The organism is Serratia sp. AR11 (genome assembly GCF_056376275.1).
Map to the genome: position 1 here is coordinate 49,810 of NZ_CM150739.1, position 18,498 is coordinate 68,307.

17 protein-coding genes are annotated in these 18,498 nt (G+C 57.0%); 12 read left to right on the forward strand and 5 right to left on the reverse strand.

Features of this window, described 5'->3' with window-relative positions; translation table 11 throughout:
* The first annotated feature begins 15 nt into the window (after positions 1-15).
* On the forward strand, positions 16-378 hold the full coding sequence (locus tag ACSOSI_RS00230) for a YibL family ribosome-associated protein (protein ID WP_017891171.1): 363 nt from the start codon (positions 16-18) through the stop codon (positions 376-378).
* Positions 379-412: 34 nt separating this feature from the next.
* Here the strand turns inward: ACSOSI_RS00230 and ACSOSI_RS00235 are convergent, their stop codons facing one another.
* From ACSOSI_RS00235 to fdhD, 5 genes are all read right to left on the reverse strand, one after another.
* Positions 413-1,192: a class I SAM-dependent methyltransferase gene (locus tag ACSOSI_RS00235; RefSeq protein WP_012004551.1), complete on the reverse strand. Its 780-nt coding sequence runs from the start codon at positions 1,190-1,192 to the stop codon at positions 413-415.
* Positions 1,193-1,306: 114 nt separating this feature from the next.
* Entirely contained in the window at positions 1,307-1,978 is a 672-nt protein-coding gene (gene yiiM / locus ACSOSI_RS00240) for a 6-hydroxyaminopurine reductase (RefSeq protein WP_012004552.1), read from the reverse strand.
* A 93-nt stretch (positions 1,979-2,071) separates the two neighbouring features.
* On the reverse strand, positions 2,072-4,000 hold the full coding sequence (locus tag ACSOSI_RS00245) for a methyl-accepting chemotaxis protein (RefSeq protein ID WP_476706377.1): 1,929 nt from the start codon (positions 3,998-4,000) through the stop codon (positions 2,072-2,074).
* Between the two features lie 127 nt (positions 4,001-4,127).
* Complete coding sequence (gene sodA, locus ACSOSI_RS00250; RefSeq protein WP_012004554.1) at positions 4,128-4,748, reverse strand: superoxide dismutase [Mn]; 621 nt, start codon at positions 4,746-4,748, stop codon at positions 4,128-4,130.
* Between the two features lie 127 nt (positions 4,749-4,875).
* Positions 4,876-5,685, reverse strand: a complete 810-nt coding sequence (fdhD, locus tag ACSOSI_RS00255; RefSeq protein ID WP_240780391.1) for a formate dehydrogenase accessory sulfurtransferase FdhD — start codon at positions 5,683-5,685, stop codon at positions 4,876-4,878.
* A 171-nt stretch (positions 5,686-5,856) separates the two neighbouring features.
* Between fdhD and fdnG the strand changes: the two genes are divergently transcribed.
* The 11 genes from fdnG to darG all read left to right on the forward strand — a co-directional run bounded on the left by fdnG (position 5,857) and on the right by darG (position 18,484).
* The gene (gene fdnG, locus ACSOSI_RS00260; RefSeq protein WP_156816632.1) at positions 5,857-8,904 is read left to right on the forward strand and encodes a formate dehydrogenase-N subunit alpha; all 3,048 of its coding nucleotides are present in this window, start codon (positions 5,857-5,859) and stop codon (positions 8,902-8,904) included.
* A 12-nt stretch (positions 8,905-8,916) separates the two neighbouring features.
* On the forward strand, positions 8,917-9,816 hold the full coding sequence (gene fdxH, locus ACSOSI_RS00265) for a formate dehydrogenase subunit beta (RefSeq protein WP_017891177.1): 900 nt from the start codon (positions 8,917-8,919) through the stop codon (positions 9,814-9,816).
* The gene (fdoI, locus tag ACSOSI_RS00270; RefSeq protein WP_012004559.1) at positions 9,813-10,448 is read left to right on the forward strand and encodes a formate dehydrogenase cytochrome b556 subunit; all 636 of its coding nucleotides are present in this window, start codon (positions 9,813-9,815) and stop codon (positions 10,446-10,448) included. The genes fdxH and fdoI overlap by 4 nt, the downstream gene beginning before the upstream one ends.
* Entirely contained in the window at positions 10,448-11,377 is a 930-nt protein-coding gene (fdhE, locus tag ACSOSI_RS00275) for a formate dehydrogenase accessory protein FdhE (protein WP_017891178.1), read from the forward strand. Before fdoI ends, fdhE begins: the two co-directional genes overlap by 1 nt.
* Before the next feature lie 138 nt (positions 11,378-11,515).
* Positions 11,516-12,163, forward strand: coding sequence for a DcrB/PsbP domain-containing protein (locus ACSOSI_RS00280; protein WP_012004561.1), 648 nt, complete (start codon positions 11,516-11,518; stop codon positions 12,161-12,163).
* Positions 12,164-12,197: 34 nt separating this feature from the next.
* Positions 12,198-12,803: a glutathione S-transferase gene (locus ACSOSI_RS00285; RefSeq protein WP_261132773.1), complete on the forward strand. Its 606-nt coding sequence runs from the start codon at positions 12,198-12,200 to the stop codon at positions 12,801-12,803.
* 67 nt (positions 12,804-12,870) lie between these two features.
* Positions 12,871-14,262 carry an L-seryl-tRNA(Sec) selenium transferase gene (gene selA / locus ACSOSI_RS00290; RefSeq protein WP_476706378.1) on the forward strand — a complete coding sequence of 464 codons (1,392 nt, stop codon included), beginning with the start codon at positions 12,871-12,873 and terminating at the stop codon, positions 14,260-14,262.
* Positions 14,259-16,100, forward strand: a complete 1,842-nt coding sequence (selB, locus tag ACSOSI_RS00295; RefSeq protein ID WP_476706379.1) for a selenocysteine-specific translation elongation factor — start codon at positions 14,259-14,261, stop codon at positions 16,098-16,100. The genes selA and selB overlap by 4 nt, the downstream gene beginning before the upstream one ends.
* Positions 16,101-16,174: 74 nt before the next feature.
* Positions 16,175-16,768, forward strand: coding sequence for a DarT ssDNA thymidine ADP-ribosyltransferase family protein (locus ACSOSI_RS00300; protein ID WP_476706380.1), 594 nt, complete (start codon positions 16,175-16,177; stop codon positions 16,766-16,768).
* Positions 16,755-17,411 carry a type II toxin-antitoxin system toxin DNA ADP-ribosyl transferase DarT gene (gene darT, locus ACSOSI_RS00305; RefSeq protein WP_476706381.1) on the forward strand — a complete coding sequence of 219 codons (657 nt, stop codon included), beginning with the start codon at positions 16,755-16,757 and terminating at the stop codon, positions 17,409-17,411. Before ACSOSI_RS00300 ends, darT begins: the two co-directional genes overlap by 14 nt.
* The gene (gene darG / locus ACSOSI_RS00310) at positions 17,408-18,484 is read left to right on the forward strand and encodes a type II toxin-antitoxin system antitoxin DNA ADP-ribosyl glycohydrolase DarG (protein ID WP_476706382.1); all 1,077 of its coding nucleotides are present in this window, start codon (positions 17,408-17,410) and stop codon (positions 18,482-18,484) included. Before darT ends, darG begins: the two co-directional genes overlap by 4 nt.
* The last annotated feature ends 14 nt before the right edge of the window (positions 18,485-18,498 follow it).

Consider the following 18,498-nt stretch of genomic DNA (forward strand, 5'->3'; position numbering starts at 1 on the left):
AACAGGCCAGAAACCATGAAAGAAATAGAAAAGGCAGAGATTAAGCGCCTTAGCGACCTGCTGGACGCACTCAAGCACAAAGACACCCTGATTATCCAACAGGGGAATCTTGACCTGATTGCTCAGCACACCAAAGAAAAAGAGAAGATGGCTGCGGAGATCGAGCGCCTGAAAGGCGTGCGCGTTGAGAAGCTGAGCGCAGAAGCGCAAAAGCTGAGCCAACTGCCGTTCAATCGTGAAATCACCAAGAAAGAGCAGGCGGATATGGGCACGTTGAAGAAAAACGTGCGCGGCCTGATCGTGGTGCATCCGATGACCGCACTGGGCCGTGAAATGGGTCTGAAAGTGGTCACCGGCTACGCCAGAAAAGCATTCTGATTGCCGGGGCGCCGTTGATTGTGGCGCCCGGTTTTCAAAGCTTGGTGGTGAAATACGCTTTGGTCTGATAGGGCACGGTCACAGTGTCTTTGCCCTGCAGTTCCCCTTCCTCTGCCACCAACTGCCGAATCTGTTCGATCACCTGTTCCTGCTGCTCGAGCGGCAAGGCGGCGATAAAACTGGTGGAGCGCACCCGGTTATAAATCACATCTTCTACTGCGCCCTGGTGGCCGAGCATAAACACCTGTTCCTGCAGCGGTTCTAATCCTTTGGTCGGGAAAAGTTTACGCCATTCACCGGTGTAGAAACGCGGCGCGTCGCCTTCGTGACGGTCGACAATCTGATTGAGTTTACGCACCCAGCTCACGCGCGCATCGCGCATGTTCCACACCAGGCCAAGCTTGCCTCCAGGCTTGAGGATACGTTGGATTTCGGCCAAAGCACGCGGCGTGGCAAACCAGTGGAAGGACTGCGCGCAAACCACGGCGTCGACCGACTCATCCGGCAATGGGATTGACTCCGCGGTGCCCGCCAATGTTTTCACCTGCGGCAGCGCCGCCGAGAGTTTTTCCAGCATTTGGGCCACGGGTTCGACGGCGATCACCTGCGCACCGGTTTCCAACAGGCGCGGAGTGAACTTGCCGGTTCCGGCGCCGAGATCGATCACCGTCATACCGGCGTGCAGGCCGATGGTGTCGCGTAGCCAGGTAGTTATCTCCGGCGGATAGTCCGGACGCCCTTTAACGTAACGATCGGCGTTGGCCTGGTAGCCTTCGGCTGCGGCATGGTGAATCGAATGAGACGGGGTGTTCATAACTTTGCTCCTGCCTGAAAGAGGTTGCCGGAACGACCGACGCTGAACAGTATAGGCCGGTGAAAATGTTTAGCGCTGTAGGCAGCGCCAGGTTTTATTTTCAACCGGTCTATTTTAGCGGCCCAGCAGGCGGCGATTAAAGTCTTCGATCCGGCCTTCGCTGATGCGCGTCAGCATGGTTTTACTCCAGCTGGCAGACAGCCCGGCCACCGCCAACAGGCGGCGATACTGCTCTTCATCAAACGGCATATGCCAGGCGATGCCGATGGCTTCGGCGACCGAGACGTCGCTGTTGCGCGTTGCCAGTTCCAGCGGACGATCGCCACTGACCTTACCGGCGGACACTACGCGGTACAGCCAACCGCAGCGGCCGCTTTGCTGCATCAGCACCGAAATGTCGTCGATATCGAAATGGTAATTGAGCTTGAAGCAGGGAGAGCGCGGCTGGGTGACCTGGATCAGCGCTTCGCCCCAGCGGAAGATATCGCCCATAAACACGTTATGTTCGGTCAGCCCGAGGGTAGAAATATTTTCACCGAAGGCCGGTGCGCAGAACTGTTCCGCCTGCGCCGGGAACTGTTCGCGCCAGTGCTCGTAATGTTCACGGGGGTAGTGACACAGCGCGCGATCCGGCCCACCGTGATAACTTTTCTCCGCTTGTTCGTCGCCTTCCAGGCCGAGCGGGGTCAGTTTGACGATCCCATCCACCAGGCGCTTGGCGATGCCGCTGGGCCGTCCGCCTTCGTAGGGTTGGATAGTGCCGATGTAAACCTCTGGGTGATGCATATGCGCCTCCTTGTCTCGCGTCGAAGGCCCAGCATAGCCCGAGTTGGCAGCGGGGAACAATAACCCGCCCGAGAGGTTTCGGGCGGGAGAGGGTCAGAAGGTGGTCCAGTTGTCTTGCCCGGCGGTTTGGGTGACCGGTTGTTTGCCGATCGGGGCTTTGGCCACGACGGCTTTCGCGGCGGCAGGCACAGAATGCTCCGCCAGGCGGAATACCGAAACGCTCTGCAGCAACATTTCTGCCTGTTCTTCCAGCGAGTCGGCGGCGGCGGCGGACTCTTCCACCAGTGCGGCGTTCTGCTGGGTGGTGTGGTCCATTTCGACAATCGCCTGGCCGATCTGGGCGATACCCCGAGTCTGTTCGTCGGAGGCCGCGGCAATTTCCGCCATGATGTCACGCACGTGGGTGACCGACAGGACGATCTGCTCCATGGTATTGCCGGTGTGTTCCACCAGTGTGGTGCCGGTTTGTACCCGGTTGACCGACTCGGCAATCAGTCCTTCTATCTCTTTTGCTGCCTGGGCACTGCGCTGTGCCAGATTGCGCACCTCGCTGGCGACCACCGAGAAGCCACGGCCCTGTTCGCCGGCACGCGCAGCTTCCACTGCCGCATTCAGCGCCAGAATGTTGGTCTGGAAGGCAATGCCGTTGATCAGGGTAGTAATTTCAGCGATCCGCTGCGAACTGCTGGAAATATCGCGCATGGTGCTGACCACGCTTTCCACCAGTTTGCCGCCCTGCTGGGCCGTCTGCGAGGCATCGGTAGCCAACTGATTGGCATGATGGGCGTTTTCGGCGTTTTGCTTCACCGTGGCGGTCAGTTGTTCCATGCTGGCGGCGGTTTCTTCCACTGCGGCCGCCTGCTGTTCGGTGCGTGAGGACAAATCGGTGTTACCGGCGGCAATCTCGGCGGCGGCGGTGGACACCTGGCTGACGCCCATCTGGATTTTTTCAATCATATCGCGCAGGTTCTGGCTCATGGCCGCCACGGCGTTCAATAACTGGCCCAGTTCGTCGCGGCGGGTACTGGTCTGCGCCTGACGCAGATCGCCACTGGCGATGCGTTCCGCCAGCGCCAGTGTGCTTTGCAGCGGTCGGGTTATTTGCAGCGTGATGCGCCAGGCAACCAGTAATCCGGCGATAATGGCGATCAGCGTGGTGATACCCATCTGCAACTGCGCCGAATTGATGTCGTTATGGGTTTGCGTCAGTTCGTCCTGCATAAAGGCATTAACCAGCGTGCCGACTTCTTGCGCGCTGTTGCCCAGCAACTGACTGACCGCTTGTTCCTGCTGATAAGCCGGCAGGTAGGCTTCGATACGGTTTTTGTAGTCGTCGAGCGCAGTCAGCAGGGGTTGCAGCAAGGGGCGTTGAGCATCGCTGAGTCGGCGACTGAGCGCATTGGCCGCGCTGCGTGCATCGTCAATGGCCGCCACCAGCGGGGCTTCGGATTCCGCGCTCAGGCTCAGCAGCAGGCCGCGAGCACCGTAGCGCACCAGGGTCAGCTTTTGGTTCAACTGGATAAAGGCCAGTTGCAGGTCAGCATTGGTGATTTGCCGCTCCACCTGGTTCAGGCTGTCCTGCACTTCCGACATGTTCCAGCTTTGGCGTACGGCATCTTTTGCCGCTACCGCCTTTTCGAAGGCGTTTTGCTGTTGCTGGTATTGGCCAATCAGCCCGACCAAACGCTGCAGATCTTTCCGGCTCTGCGTATCCCAGTTCAGTTCCTGGCCCTGGTTGATCAGCTTGACCGCGTTTTCGATATTGGTGCGGTTATTTTTCAGGTATTCCGGTTGGTAGGTTTGGCCGAATAGCGCACGGTTGTATTTGGCCTGATTGATCTCGTCGTTCAGCCGGTTGCTGAAATCGATGCGGTTGGCGCGAGATTCGATGATATTCAGATACTGGGCGCCGGTACCGGCGATGATCGCCGTCAGCAACAGCATCAGGCCAAATCCGAGGCCGAGCTTTTTACCCACGGTGAGATGAACGAACTTTCCTGCCAAGGTTTTCAATGCCGCCATAATGATTTTCCTTTCCTTCGGGCGAACGTCAATTGAACAAACCATCGGCAAAGAACGGTCAAACTTTAGCGAATTTTGGTCAAAAAAATACCCGCATCAAGCGGGTATCTTCATTTCTGGGGGCGAATTACTTCTTCGCAGCGAAGCGTGCTGCCGCTTCATCCCAGTTAACCACGTTCCAGAATGCCTTGATGTAGTCTGGACGTTTGTTTTGATATTTCAGGTAGTAAGCGTGTTCCCACACGTCCAGGCCCACGATTGGGAAGCCTGAAGCGCCGGCAACGGCTTCGCCCATCAGCGGGCTGTCCTGGTTAGCAGTAGACACTACAGCCAGTTTGTCGCCTTTCAGTACCAGCCAGGCCCAACCTGAACCGAAGCGGGTCGCTGCGGCTTTCTCGAACTCTTCCTGGAATTTCTCAACGCTGCCGAAATCACGTTCGATAGCCGCTTTCAGATCGCCACCCAGAGTGGTGCCGATTTTCAGGCCTTTCCAGAACAGGCTGTGGTTAGCGTGGCCGCCGGCGTTGTTACGCATGAAGGTGCGCTTGTCAGCAGGCACTTTATCCAGATCCTGGATCAGGTCTTCAACGCTGTATTGAGCCAGTTCTGGGTAAGCTTCCAGTACGGTGTTGGCGTTGTTAACGTAAGTCTGGTGATGTTTGGTGTGATGGATTTCCATCGTCTGCTTGTCGAAATGCGGTTCCAGTGCGTCGTAGGCGTACGGCAGGGATGGCAGTGAGTAACTCATGATCATCATCTCCAATGGTATAGGGGCGGCGCATTATGTGAGCACCGCGTAAGCAGTCGGATCATTATAGTTATTTAAATGATATTGAAAATGATTATCAATGCCCTACTTATTATGTGGTCTTTGGTTAATCCACAATGCGCTGCGGATGGGTAAACACCGTGGCACGGCCGGGTTTGCTGAAGCCGACCAGCGTCAGGTTGCTGCGCTCGGCGATTTCCACTGCCAGTGAGGTGGCCGCAGAAACCACAAACAGGATCTCGACGCCGCACATGGCGGATTTTTGCACCATTTCATAGCTGGCACGGCTGGAAGTTAATACCGCACCCTGCTGCCAGCCCTGTTTGGCGCGTACGCCGAGCAGCTTGTCCAGGGCGACATGACGGCCCACATCTTCACACCCGCCGAGTAATTCCCCTTGTGGCGACAACCAGGCGGCGGCATGGGTGCAACCGGTCAGTTGCCCAACTTCCTGCACTTCTCGCAGTTGTTTCAATGCAGAGTCAAGATTGGTGAGGGAAAAGGTCTGGGTAAACGGCAGTGCAGGCAGCGGGCGAAAAATATCTGCCAACTGTTCGATGCCGCACACGCCGCAGCCGGTGCGGCCCGCCATGGCACGGCGGCGCTCTTTCAAACCGGCAAAGCGACGGCTGGAAAGCTCAATTTGCACCTCCAGTCCGTTACAAGTTTGGTTAATCTCTATACTGTAAATATCGCGCGGTGACTCGATGATGCCTTCAGACAGGGAAAAACCCAGGGCGAACGCCTCCAGATCTTTGGGGGTGCACATCATCACCACGTGAGAAATGCCGTTATAGACCAGTGCGACCGGGACTTCTTCCGCCAGCCAATCCTGCTGTGCGGTGGCGAGTTGCCCGCGTTGATACACCTGGGACCGGGTCACCCCTGTGAGCAAGGTCTCATTGATATCATTGATATGTTGGTCTGGGTTTATATTGTTCACTTAAGTGGCACCTGTTTGTAACAACCACATATACGCTGTGGTAATATTGCCGCGTAAAAACAACAGTAATTTTAGCGCTTCCCGCTTCCAGGGGGAAAGCGCCATTTGAAACAATGTGACAATCGCAAGTGAAAGGAGACCCCCATGCAGGTCAGCAGAAGGCAGTTCTTTAAGATCTGCGCTGGCGGTATGGCAGGGACGACGGTGGCTGCTCTGGGCTTTGCCCCGGAAGTGGCGTTAGCGGAAACCCGGCAGTACAAACTGCTGCGCGCCCGTGAAACCCGTAATACCTGTACGTATTGTTCCGTCGGCTGTGGGCTGTTGATGTACAGCCTTGGTGATGGCGCCAAAAACGCCAAAGAAAGCATTTTCCATATTGAAGGTGACCCGGATCACCCGGTCAACCGCGGCGCGCTTTGCCCGAAAGGCGCAGGCTTGGTCGACTTCATCCACAGTGCCAGCCGTCTCCAGTACCCGGAGTACCGCGCGCCAGGTTCCGACAAGTGGCAGCGCCTGAGCTGGGACGACGCCTTCACCCGCATCGCCAAGCTGATGAAGGAAGACCGTGACGCCAACTTCGTTAAAACCAACGAACAGGGCGTGACCGTCAACCGCTGGCTGAGCACCGGCATGTTGTGTGCCTCCGCTTCCAGTAACGAAACCGGTTATTTAACCCAAAAATTTAGTCGCGCTCTCGGCATGCTTGCCGTAGACAACCAAGCACGTGTCTGACACGGACCAACGGTAGCAAGTCTTGCTCCAACATTTGGTCGCGGTGCGATGACCAACCACTGGGTTGATATCAAGAACGCGAATCTGATTATCGTCATGGGCGGTAATGCGGCGGAAGCGCATCCGGTGGGGTTCCGCTGGGCGATGGAAGCCAAAATACACAATAAAGCCAAGCTGATCGTCATCGATCCGCGCTTTACCCGTACCGCATCGGTGGCGGATTTCTACACGCCGATCCGTTCCGGGACCGACATTGCCTTCCTGTCGGGCGTGTTGCTGTACCTGATGACCAACGACAAGATTAACCGCGAATACGTCCACGCCTATACCAACGCCAGCCTGCTGGTGCGGGAAGACTTTACCTTTGAAGACGGCCTGTTCAGCGGTTATGACGCGGAAAACCGCAAGTACGATAAAACCACCTGGAACTATCAGTTCGATGAAAACGGCTTTGCCAAGCGCGATCTGACGCTGCAGGACCCGCGTTGCGTGTGGAACCTGTTGAAACAGCACGTCAGCCGTTATACGCCGGAAGTGGTGAACAACATTTGCGGTACGCCGACCGAAGACTTCATCAAGGTCTGTGAATACATCGCCGAAACCTGCGTGGCGGATAAAACCGCGTCGTTCCTGTACGCCTTGGGCTGGACTCAGCACTCGGTCGGCTCGCAGAACATCCGTACCATGGCGATGATCCAGCTGTTGCTCGGAAACATGGGCATGGCGGGTGGCGGCGTCAACGCGCTGCGTGGCCACTCCAACATTCAGGGTCTGACCGACCTGGGCCTGCTGTCGCAGAGCCTGCCGGGCTATATGACGCTGCCGTCGGAGAAACAGACCGATATCGACACCTACCTGAAAGCCAATACGCCGAAGGCGTTGCTGCCGGGCCAGGTGAACTACTGGAGCAACTACCCGAAATTCTTCGTCAGCATGATGAAGAGCTTCTATGGCGACAAGGCGCAGAAGGAAAACGGTTGGGGCTTTGACTGGCTGCCGAAGTGGGACAAAGGCTACGACGTGCTGCAGTACTTCGAGCTGATGTCGCAAGGCAAGGTCAACGGTTACTTCTGCCAGGGCTTCAACCCGGTGGCGTCGTTCCCGAACAAGAACAAGGTGGTGGCCTCACTGTCAAAACTGAAGTTCCTGGTGACCATTGATCCGCTCAATACCGAAACCTCCAACTTCTGGCAGAACCACGGTGAGTTCAACGACGTCGATCCGTCGAAGATTCAGACCGAGGTATTCCGCCTGCCGTCTAGCTGTTTCGCCGAAGAGAACGGTTCGATCGTGAACTCTGGGCGCTGGCTGCAATGGCACTGGAAAGGGGCTGATGCCCCAGGCGAGGCTAAGCACGACGGGGAAATCCTGGCGGGCATCTTCATCCGTCTGCGTGAGATGTACGCGCGTGAAGGCGGTGCGGTACCTGAACAGGTGCTGAACATGACCTGGGATTACCTGACGCCGGAAGATCCTGCTTCGGAAGAAGTGGCGATGGAAAGCAACGGTAAGGCGCTGGCGGACGTTCTCGACGCCGACGGCAAAGTGCTGGCGAAAAAAGGTGAGCAGCTCAGCACCTTTGCCCACCTGCGTGACGACGGCACGACGGCCAGCGGCTGTTGGATCTTCGCCGGTAGCTGGACGCAGGCCGGTAACCAGATGGCGCGGCGCGATAACGCCGATCCGTCCGGCCTCGGCAATACGCTGGGTTGGGCCTGGGCCTGGCCGCTCAACCGCCGCATTCTGTACAACCGTGCTTCCGCTGACCCGCAGGGCAAGCCCTGGGATCCAAAACGTCAGTTGCTGGAATGGGACGGCACCAAGTGGGGCGGGGTGGATATCCCGGACTACAGCGCCGCCGCACCGGGCAGTGACGTGGGGCCATTCATCATGCAGCCGGAAGGCATGGGCCGTCTGTTTGCCACCGATAAAATGGCCGAAGGGCCGTTCCCGGAACACTACGAGCCGTTTGAAACGCCGCTCGGTACCAACCCGCTGCACCCGAACGTGGTTTCCAACCCGGCGGCAAGGGTGTTCAAGGACGATCTGGCGGCGATGGGCACTTCCGACAAGTTCCCGTATGTCGGGACGACTTACCGGTTGACCGAGCATTTCCACTACTGGACCAAGCACGCGATACTCAACGCCATCGCGCAGCCGGAACAGTTTGTGGAGATTGGCGAGAAGCTGGCGGCGAAAAAAGGCATTCAGCATGGCGATACGGTGAAGGTCAGCTCCAACCGCGGCTTTATCAAGGCCAAGGCGGTGGTGACCAAACGTATCCGCACCCTGCAGGTGAACGGCCAGGACGTCGACACCATAGGTATCCCGATCCACTGGGGTTACGAAGGGGTGGCGAAGAAAGGCTTTATTGCCAACACGCTGACGCCGTTTGTCGGTGATGCCAATACGCAAACGCCAGAGTTCAAGGCGTTCCTGGTCAACGTGGAAAAGGTGTAACGGAGACGAATTATGGCAATGCAATCTCAGGACATCATTCGTAAATCCGCCACCAATGGTTTCACGCCGGCGCCGCGCGCCCGTGACCACCAGGAGGAAGTGGCCAAACTGATCGATGTCACCACCTGTATCGGCTGCAAGGCCTGTCAGGTGGCCTGTTCCGAATGGAACGACATCCGCGATGAAATCGGCAGCAACGTCGGGGTGTACGATAACCCCGCCGATCTGACCGCCAAGTCGTGGACGGTGATGCGCTTTTCCGAGGTGGAGGAAAACGGCAAGCTGGAGTGGCTGATCCGCAAGGACGGCTGCATGCACTGCGCCGATCCGGGCTGCCTGAAGGCCTGCCCGTCGGAAGGGGCCATCATCCAGTACGCCAACGGCATCGTCGATTTCCAGTCCGAACACTGCATCGGCTGCGGTTACTGCATCGCCGGTTGCCCGTTCGATGTGCCGCGCATGAACAAGGACGACAACCGGGTGTACAAGTGCACCCTGTGCGTCGATCGGGTTGATGTCGGCCAGGAACCGGCCTGTGTGAAGACCTGTCCGACCGGGGCCATCCATTTCGGCACCAAGGACGCCATGAAGGAAATCGCCGCCGAGCGCGTCAGCGAGCTGAACACCCGTGGTTATCAGAACGCCGGTCTGTACGATCCGGCGGGCGTGGGCGGCACCCACGTGATGTATGTGCTGCACCATGCCGACAAGCCGCAGCTGTATCACGGTTTGCCGGATAACCCGACCATCAGCCCGGCAATCACGTTCTGGAAAGGCGTGTGGAAACCCCTGGCGGCCATCGGCTTTGCCGCCACCTTTGCAGCGAGCGTGTTCCACTATGTCGGCGTCGGTCCTAACCGCGTCGAAGAGGAAGACAACGACGAGCTGCACGATGAGGAGACGCGCAAATGAAGAAGGAAAAGCGTATTCAGCGCTACAGCGCGCCGGAGCGGATTAACCACTGGATTGTGGCGTTCTGCTTTGTGTTCGCCGCCATTAGCGGGCTGGGGTTCTTTTTCCCCTCCTTCAACTGGTTGATGAACATTCTCGGCACGCCGCAGTTGGCGCGTATTCTGCACCCCTTCGTTGGGGTGATTATGTTTGCGGCCTTCCTGCTGATGTTCCTGCGCTACTGGAAGCATAACCTGATCAACCGCGAAGACATCGTCTGGGCCAAAAACATCCAAAAAATCGTCATGAACGAGGAAGTGGGTGACACTGGGCGTTATAATTTCGGTCAGAAGTGCGTATTCTGGGCGGCAATCATTAGTCTGGTGCTGTTGCTGGCCAGCGGTGTGGTGATCTGGCGGCCGTACTTTGCGCCGTCCTTCCCAATACCGCTGATCCGTATCGCGTTGCTGGTGCATTCGCTGGCGGCGGTGGGGCTTATCATTGTGATTATGGTGCATATTTACGCCGCGTTGTGGGTAAAAGGCACCATTACCGCGATGGTGGAAGGCTGGGTGCCGGCGGCCTGGGCTAAAAAACATCACCCGCGTTGGTACCGAGAGGTCCGCGAGAAACAACAGGAAGACAAACCCTGATGAGCATCCGCATTGTTCCTAAAGAGCAGTTAGGGGCACAGCGTGAGAAGTCCACAACGGCGGAAACCATCCCGCCGTTACTTTTCGCGAATCTGAAAAGCCTTTACAGCCGCCGTGCTGAGCGCCTGCGCAAGCTGGCGACCGACAACCCGCTGGGCGACTACCTGAACTTCGCCGCCCAACTGGCCGAGGCGCAGCATCACGCGCTGCACGACAACCCGCTGACGTTGGATCTGACCGAAGCGTTGCAGCAGGGCGCAGCCAGCGGCAAACCACCGCTGGATCTGAGCGTTTTTCCGCGAAGTGAACACTGGCACAAACTGCTGGCTTCGCTGATTGCCGAGTTGCGCCCGCAGGCGCCGGAGCACATTCTGGCGGTGCTGGATAACCTGGAAAAGGCCTCGTCGCACGAACTGGAATTGCTGGCCGACGCCTTGCTTAACCAGGACTTCGGCAAGATTGGCAGCGAGAAAGCGCCGTTTATCTGGGCCGCGCTGTCGCTCTATTGGGCGCAGATGGCCGGTCTTATCCCCGGCAAGGCTCGCGCTGAATATGGCGAACACCGCCAGTTCTGCCCGGTGTGCGGCAGTATTCCTGTTTCCAGCGTAGTGCATATCGGCACCGTCAGCGGCCTGCGTTATTTGCACTGCAACCTGTGCGAAAGCGAATGGCACGTAGTGCGAATCAAATGCAGTAACTGCGAGCAGACTCGTGACCTCAACTACTGGTCGCTGGACAGCGAACTGGCGGCGGTGAAGGCGGAAAGTTGCGGTGACTGCGGCACTTACCTGAAGATTTTGTATCAGGAAAAAGACCCGCAGGTTGAAGCGGTTGCCGACGATCTGGCCACGCTGGTGCTCGACGCCAAAATGGAAGATGAAGGCTTTGCCCGCAGCAGCATCAACCCGTTCCTGTTCCCGGGTTCGTAATATCTGGCGTATGGGCTGAATATATTCGGCCCTTATCATTTATCGGATGATTAATTTCGGACTGGGCTTCTGGCATTCGCCGGGGCGACTTGCTACGTTTACGCAATGACGCGCGAAGCGAAAGGAAAGGGACTGACGATGTTGAAGACCATTGCGAAATTTACGGCGGTTGCCGTATTGGCCATCGGACTGGCGGCCTGTGACAACAAGGACGACACCAAACCTGAAGTGCCAAAGCCGGATACCAAACCGGTCGTCACGCAGCCTGCACCGACACCGCCGGTGGTGGAGACAAAACCCGCACCGCCTCCGGGCCTGAAAGTCTCGATGCAAAAGGGCAAGATCACCTTTGAATTGCCATCGGGCTTTAGCGATCAGACCGAGAACAGCGGCATCATCAACGACAGCAAATCCACCATTCAGCGCTTCCTGGACGGCAAATCGCGCCAGAGCACCGTCTCTTCCGAAGTGATCCCGCCTGACGACATGAAGCTCAACAGCAGCGATAAAATGCTCAAAGATCTGACGCAGAGCATGATTACCGAGCTGGCCGACCGTTATCAAAATATCCAGACCACCAAAGAAGAGAACTTCACCGTCGGTAAGCAGAAATTCCGCCGGGTGGACACCGAGCAGAGCATCAACGGGCAGAAGGTGGTGTCTACCATCATGCTGACGGTGCTCAACAAGCGGGTGGTGACGCTGCAAATGCTGTCGCCGGCCAAAACGCCGGAGGCGCATCAGGCGCTGGTTCAGCAGATTATCGACACGCTGACGGTGAACTAACAACGCTGAGGTTTGCAAGCCGAGGGGAAGACTGATGAAGCTTATTGGCAGTTACACCAGCCCTTTTGTCCGCAAGATTTCCGTGATGCTGCTGGAAAAGGGCATCGCGTTCGAATTCGTTAACGATCCGCCGTATGAGCCGGGCAGCCGGGTGGTGGAGCTGAATCCGCTCGCCAAGGTTCCGGTGCTGGTGGCTGACGACGGCGGCGTCTTTTACGACTCGCGGGTGATCGCCGAATACCTTGAACTGCTGCCTGCCGCCCCGGCATTTTTACCCGCCGATCGCGCGGCAGCATTGAGCATACGTCAGGTGGAAGCCCTGGCGGATGGCGTGACCGAGGCCGCCGCCACGCTGTATCGCGAGAGCCAGCGGGCATCGGATAAACAGGACGAAAACTGGATCCTGCGCCAGCGCGCCAAGCTGACGCACGGGCTGGACGCGCTGGAAAAACTGGCGCAGGAAAAAACGTTGTTGAACACCGAAACGCTGACGCTGGCGGATATCGCCACCGGCTGTGCGCTGGGTTATCTCAATTTCCGCCGTATCATGCCCAACTGGTGCGTCGAACGACCGGCGTTGATCAAACTGGCCGAACGGCTGTTTGCCCGCGAAAGCTTTGCCCGCACCTCGCCCCCCTGATGTCTCCCACCCCGCTGCGGCGGGGTTCTGCTTTATGCCGAGACCACTACAATAAAACCGAGCGACCATGAGCACTGAATCCCAGCATCTTTACAGCCAGTTACCCGCCATTGACCGCCTGTTGCGCGATCCCGCTATCGAACCATTGGTGGCGCAGTATGGCCAGACGCTGATTAGCGAGCTACTGCGCCAACTGCAATGGCAGGCGCGTGAGACTATTAAACAGCATCAACGGCTGCCTGATTGGTGCGCCGATTGGCCGCAGGCGCTTGGTGCCGGGCTGGCACAGCAGCAGCGCCCGTCGTTGGCACCGGTATTCAATCTAAGCGGTACCGTGTTGCACACCAATCTCGGCCGGGCTCTGCTGGCGCAACCGGCGATAGAGGCGGTGACGCGTTCGATGGGCGCGGCGGTGACGCTGGAATACGATCTCGATGGCGCCGGGCGTGGGCATCGCGATCGCGCCGTTGCGGATTTACTGTGTCAACTGACCGGCGCGGAAGACGCCTGCATCGTCAATAACAATGCGGCCGCGGTATTGCTGATGCTGGCGGCGATCGCCCCCGGCAAGCAAGTGGTGGTGTCGCGCGGTGAGCTGGTGGAAATTGGCGGCGCGTTCCGTATTCCCGACGTGATGCGTCAGGCGGGCTGCCAGTTGGTCGAAGTAGGCACCACTAACCGCACCCATCTGAAAGACTACCGTAACGCGATTAACGATCAGACCGGGTTGTTGATGAAGGTGCATACCAGCAACTACAGCATTCAGGGCTTTACCGCGGCGGTGGACGAAGCCGAGCTGGCGCAGCTGGGTGCCGAACACGGCCTGCCGACCGCCACCGATCTGGGCAGCGGCTCGCTGATTGATATGGCGCAGTACGGCCTGCCGGCCGAACCTATGCCGCAGCGACTGCTGGCTGCCGGTGTTGATCTGGTGACCTTCTCCGGTGACAAACTGTTGGGCGGCCCACAGGCCGGCATCATCGTCGGTAAAAAGGCGCTGATTGCCAGGTTGCAGCAGCATCCGTTAAAGCGTGCGCTGCGCGTCGGCAAACTGACGCTGGCGGCGCTGGAGGCCACCTTACGTCTCTATCAACAACCCGAACTGCTGGGGCAACAGTTGCCGACGTTGCGGTTGCTGACACGTCCACAACAGGCGATGCAGGATGCCGCCGAGCGACTGTTACAGGCGCTGACGCCGCAGTTTACCGGGCATTTCCAGTTGCGTGCCGAGCCGTGCTGGTCGCAGATCGGTAGCGGTTCATTGCCGGTGGATCGGCTGCCCAGCTATGCATTGACCTTTACGCCGCAGGACGGCCGCGGCGCAACGCTGGAAGCATTGGCGGAACGCTGGCGCGCTCTGCCGCAGCCGGTGATTGGCCGCATTAACGACGGCAGGCTGTGGCTGGATCTACGCTGTCTGGAGCAGGAAGACGCATTGATTGAGGCGCTGAGCGCATGATTATCGCTACCGCCGGTCATGTCGATCATGGCAAAACCACCCTGCTGCAGGCGATCACCGGGATCAACGCCGATCGCCTGCCGGAGGAGAAACGCCGCGGCATGACCCTGGATCTGGGCTATGCCTACTGGCCGCAGCCCGATGGCCGGGTGCTGGGCTTTATCGACGTGCCCGGTCATGAAAAATTCCTCGCCAATATGCTGGCAGGCGTCGGCGGCATTGACCATGCGCTGCTGGTGGTGGCCTGTGACGACGGCGTGATGGCGCAAACCCGCGAGCACCTGGCGATACTGCGGTTGAGTGGCCGGCCGGCGCTGACGGTGGCGCTGACCAAGGCCGATCGGGTGGATGAGGCACGCATTGAAGAAGTACGACGTCAGCTAAGTGACGAGCTGACGCACCAGGGTTGGCATCAGGTGCCCATGTTCGTCACTGCGACGCTACAGGCGCGGGGAATCGACGCGCTGCGCGCGCATCTGCTGGCGTTGCAGCCTGACGAACATGCGTTAACCCGTCGCTTCCGTCTGGCGGTGGATCGCGCGTTCAGCGTTAAAGGCGCGGGTCTGGTGGTGACCGGTACCGCATTGGGGGGGCAAGTCGCCGTGGGTGATCAGCTGTGGCTGACCGGTGCCGATACCCCGGTGCGGGTACGAGGCCTGCACGCGCAGAACCAACCGGTTGAGCAGGCGCAGGCCGGGCAGCGTATCGCACTGAATATCAGTGGTGACGTCAGTAAAGAACAGGTGGCGCGCGGTGACTGGCTGCTGGCGCAAAAGCCGCTGGCCGCTGCCGAGCGCATTTTGGTCGCACTGGATGCTGACCAACCGATCAAACACTGGCAACCGCTGCATCTGCATCATGCCGCCAGCCATATCACCGGGCGAGTTTCGCTGCTCAATGAGGGGCTGGCAGAGCTGATCCTCGATCGTCCACTCTGGTTGGCGGAAAACGATCGGCTGGTGCTACGTGATATTGGCGCTCGCCAAACGCTGGGGGGCGCCAGAGTGCTGAGTTTGGCCACCCCGAAGCGAGGCAAACGCCAACCTGAGTATCTGGCCTGGCTGGCGGCGCTGGCAAAGGCCGACGATGACCGGCAGGTGCTGGCATTGCATTTGCCTAATGGCGCACTGGATCTGGCCGCCTTCGCCTGGGCCCGGCAACTGACGGCAGGCGAACTGGCAGCACTGCTGGTGAGCCGTGAGTTGCTGATTGCCGGCGATATGGCGCTGGCGCAAGAGAATGTGCAGCAGGGTCAACAGCGTCTGCTACAGGTATTGGCCGACTACCACCAGCAGCATAGCGATCAGCTCGGTCTGGGGCGGGCGCGGCTGCGGCGCATGGCACTGCCTCAGCTTGCTGAGCCGCTGGTATTTATGATGATCGATCGGCTGCTGGCCGAGGGATTGATAAACAATACCCGGGGTTGGTTGCACCTGCCGGAACACGGCCTGGCGTTCAGTGCTGAAGAACTGGCCCTGTGGGAAATTATCGAGCCGCGGTTCGGCGATGAAGCCTGGTGGGTTCGCGATTTGGCGACCGAACTGGGCGAAGACGAGGCCCGGATACGGGCGACATTGCGTAAAGCGGCACAGTTGGGGCATGTCACGGCGGTAGTGGTGGATCGTTACTACTTAAGCCAACGCATTGAACAGTTCGCTGCACTGATCCGTGAGCTTGATGTGGAGCAGGGCAGCACCAATGCCGCCGATTTTCGCGATCGGCTCGGCGTGGGCCGCAAACTGGCGATCCAGGTGCTGGAGTTCTTCGACCGCAGCGGCTTCACCCGCCGCAAGGGCAACCAGCACCTGCTGCGCGACAGTGGGTTGTTTAAAATGTGATGTTGCTTTAGCCAAGGTTGTTCAATATTTGATAGATTACATCAGTAAACCTAATGTATTTAAGGATGAATATCATGGGAAGTATTGAACATGGGCAACTGTTATATCATTTAACCAGCCTGAGCAATTTGTCTTCTATTTTGCAACTGGGGTTATTAACCCGCGCTGAGCTTAATCCTGAATTATTTGAAGATGTTGCAGACGGTGGCATTTTAGAAAAACGAAAAAAACTGGGTTTGGACTACCAGGTACCGTTCCACTTCTTTGCCAACAACCCTTTTGATGGGAGGGTTCAATCTGAACATCAAGGTAAGCAATTTATTATCATCAGCGTCCGTCGTGATATTGCGGCGCGCGACAATTGGCGCATTGTTCCTCGTCACCCTCTTTCCCATGAAGATATACAACTGTTTGATTATTTAGACGGTGTTGGTCAAATTGATTGGGCAAGCATGGAGCGGCGTGACTATCATGATAGCCAATCAAAATGTGTTTGCATGGCAGAGTGCTTAGCGCCGGGAAAGGTAGAGCCTGCGTTGTTTAACACGATTTGGTGTAAAGATGAGGAGACAAAGCAGCAAGTAGATGCGTTGCTTACAGAGACTAAATATACTCCCCGAGTGACCGTTAACCAATGGATGTTCTTGAAGCAACATGGCGAACTATAAGAGCCTGAACCCCAAAAAAGCGCTGATTTGGCGCATCGTTCACAAGGATAATCTTCCCTGGATCCTGGCCAATGGTTTGTATGCCGGTAGCAGCGAGATAAAAGCTTCTGACTGGGTGAATATTGGCAACATGGAGCTGATTGAACGCCGTAAACAACGCAGGGTGCCTGTTGCTCCTGGTGGGACACTGAACGACTATATCCCTTTCTATTTCACGCCGTTCTCGCCGATGCTGTACAATATTCATACTGGTCGTGGTGGCGTAACCCGGCAGGATAACGAAGACATTGTCATCCTGGTTTCAAGCCTGCACCGGTTGCAGCAGTTAGAACGGGTTTTTGTGTTTACCGATCGTCATGCCTATACCCCTATGGCTGGTTACTATAGCCATCTCGAACAGTTGGATAAAATCGACTGGGAATTATTGCAGCAACGTAATTTCCACCGGGTTCTCGATAAACCTGAGCAAATAGAGCGTTATCAGGCTGAGGCTTTGGTTCATCAACATTTGCCCGTCACTGCATTGTTAGGGATTGTCTGTTATAGCCCGGTGTTACAAGAAGAATTGCAAAAAGAAATCGGTCATTTGCTGAACATACAGTGTTTGCCAGATTGGTATTTTAATGGTGGGGGAAACCAATGATTCGTTTTACTCAAGGTAACCTGCTGGATGCGTCTGCAGAGGCTCTGGTCAACACCGTTAATACCGTCGGCGTCATGGGTAAAGGCATTGCCCTAATGTTCAAAGAACGTTTCCCGGCCAATATGAAAGCCTATTCGGCGGCATGTAAGGCCGGGGCGGTGCAAACCGGCAAAATGTTCGTTACCGATACCGGTGAGCTAATGGGGCCGCGTTGGATTATTAATTTTCCGACCAAACAACATTGGCGCAGTCCGTCCAAATTAGAGTGGATTGTTGAAGGATTACGCGATCTCCGCCTCTTCATCATGCAAAATGAGATTGCCTCAATTGCCATCCCACCTCTTGGGGCAGGGCATGGCGGGCTGGGCTGGCCCGAAGTTCGTGAAGTGATTATTCAAGAGCTCAGCGATTTGCCGCAGGTGGATATCATTATTTATGAACCCATTGAAAAATATCAGAATGTGGCAAAAAACGTAGGTGTCGAGAAACTCACACCAGCTCGGGCGCTGATCGCTGAGTTGGTCCGTCGCTATTGGGTCTTGGGGATGGAGTGCAGTTTACTTGAAATACAAAAGCTGGCGTGGTTCCTGGAACGTGCAATCATCGCGCAACAGGTTGAAAACCCCTTGAATCTCCAGTTTAAAGCTCAGAATTATGGCCCTTATGCGGACAGACTGCGTCATTTGCTCAACGGGTTGGATGGAAGCTATTTACGCTGCGAGAAACGTCTGGGTGATGCTAAACCCTTGGATATTATCTGGTTTAATGATGCCAAGCGCGATGTGGTACTTGCCTATCTCAAAAGTGAAGCTAAAACCTGGTTACCTGCGTTGCAGAAGACAACGGAGTTGATTGATGGTTTTGAATCGCCTTATGGGCTGGAATTACTCTCGACTATTGATTGGTTAGTCTGCCAGGAACATGTCTCTGCCGACGAGGAGTCACTGGCAGAAGGTATTCGTCACTGGCCTGCAGGTGAGCGTTGGGCGCAACGGAAGGCAGGGTTGTTCGATAAGACGGCTATCAATATGGCGTTAACCCGCTTACAAACGTTATATCTCCCTCATGCCTGATGGGGTTCTGCACC

What these genes read in the sequence shown, in the direction of transcription:
- ACSOSI_RS00230 (WP_017891171.1), top strand. Translation starts at nt 16, where the DNA reads ATGAAAGAAATAGAAAAGGCAGAGATTAAGCGCCTTAGCGACCTGCTG.
- ACSOSI_RS00235 (WP_012004551.1), bottom strand. Translation starts at nt 1,192, where the DNA reads ATGAACACCCCGTCTCATTCGATTCACCATGCCGCAGCCGAAGGCTAC.
- yiiM (WP_012004552.1), bottom strand. Translation starts at nt 1,978, where the DNA reads ATGCATCACCCAGAGGTTTACATCGGCACTATCCAACCCTACGAAGGC.
- ACSOSI_RS00245 (WP_476706377.1), bottom strand. Translation starts at nt 4,000, where the DNA reads ATGGCGGCATTGAAAACCTTGGCAGGAAAGTTCGTTCATCTCACCGTG.
- sodA (WP_012004554.1), bottom strand. Translation starts at nt 4,748, where the DNA reads ATGAGTTACTCACTGCCATCCCTGCCGTACGCCTACGACGCACTGGAA.
- fdxH (WP_017891177.1), top strand. Translation starts at nt 8,917, where the DNA reads ATGGCAATGCAATCTCAGGACATCATTCGTAAATCCGCCACCAATGGT.
- fdoI (WP_012004559.1), top strand. Translation starts at nt 9,813, where the DNA reads ATGAAGAAGGAAAAGCGTATTCAGCGCTACAGCGCGCCGGAGCGGATT.
- fdhE (WP_017891178.1), top strand. Translation starts at nt 10,448, where the DNA reads ATGAGCATCCGCATTGTTCCTAAAGAGCAGTTAGGGGCACAGCGTGAG.
- ACSOSI_RS00280 (WP_012004561.1), top strand. Translation starts at nt 11,516, where the DNA reads ATGTTGAAGACCATTGCGAAATTTACGGCGGTTGCCGTATTGGCCATC.
- ACSOSI_RS00285 (WP_261132773.1), top strand. Translation starts at nt 12,198, where the DNA reads ATGAAGCTTATTGGCAGTTACACCAGCCCTTTTGTCCGCAAGATTTCC.
- selA (WP_476706378.1), top strand. Translation starts at nt 12,871, where the DNA reads ATGAGCACTGAATCCCAGCATCTTTACAGCCAGTTACCCGCCATTGAC.
- selB (WP_476706379.1), top strand. Translation starts at nt 14,259, where the DNA reads ATGATTATCGCTACCGCCGGTCATGTCGATCATGGCAAAACCACCCTG.
- ACSOSI_RS00300 (WP_476706380.1), top strand. Translation starts at nt 16,175, where the DNA reads ATGGGAAGTATTGAACATGGGCAACTGTTATATCATTTAACCAGCCTG.
- darT (WP_476706381.1), top strand. Translation starts at nt 16,755, where the DNA reads ATGGCGAACTATAAGAGCCTGAACCCCAAAAAAGCGCTGATTTGGCGC.
- darG (WP_476706382.1), top strand. Translation starts at nt 17,408, where the DNA reads ATGATTCGTTTTACTCAAGGTAACCTGCTGGATGCGTCTGCAGAGGCT.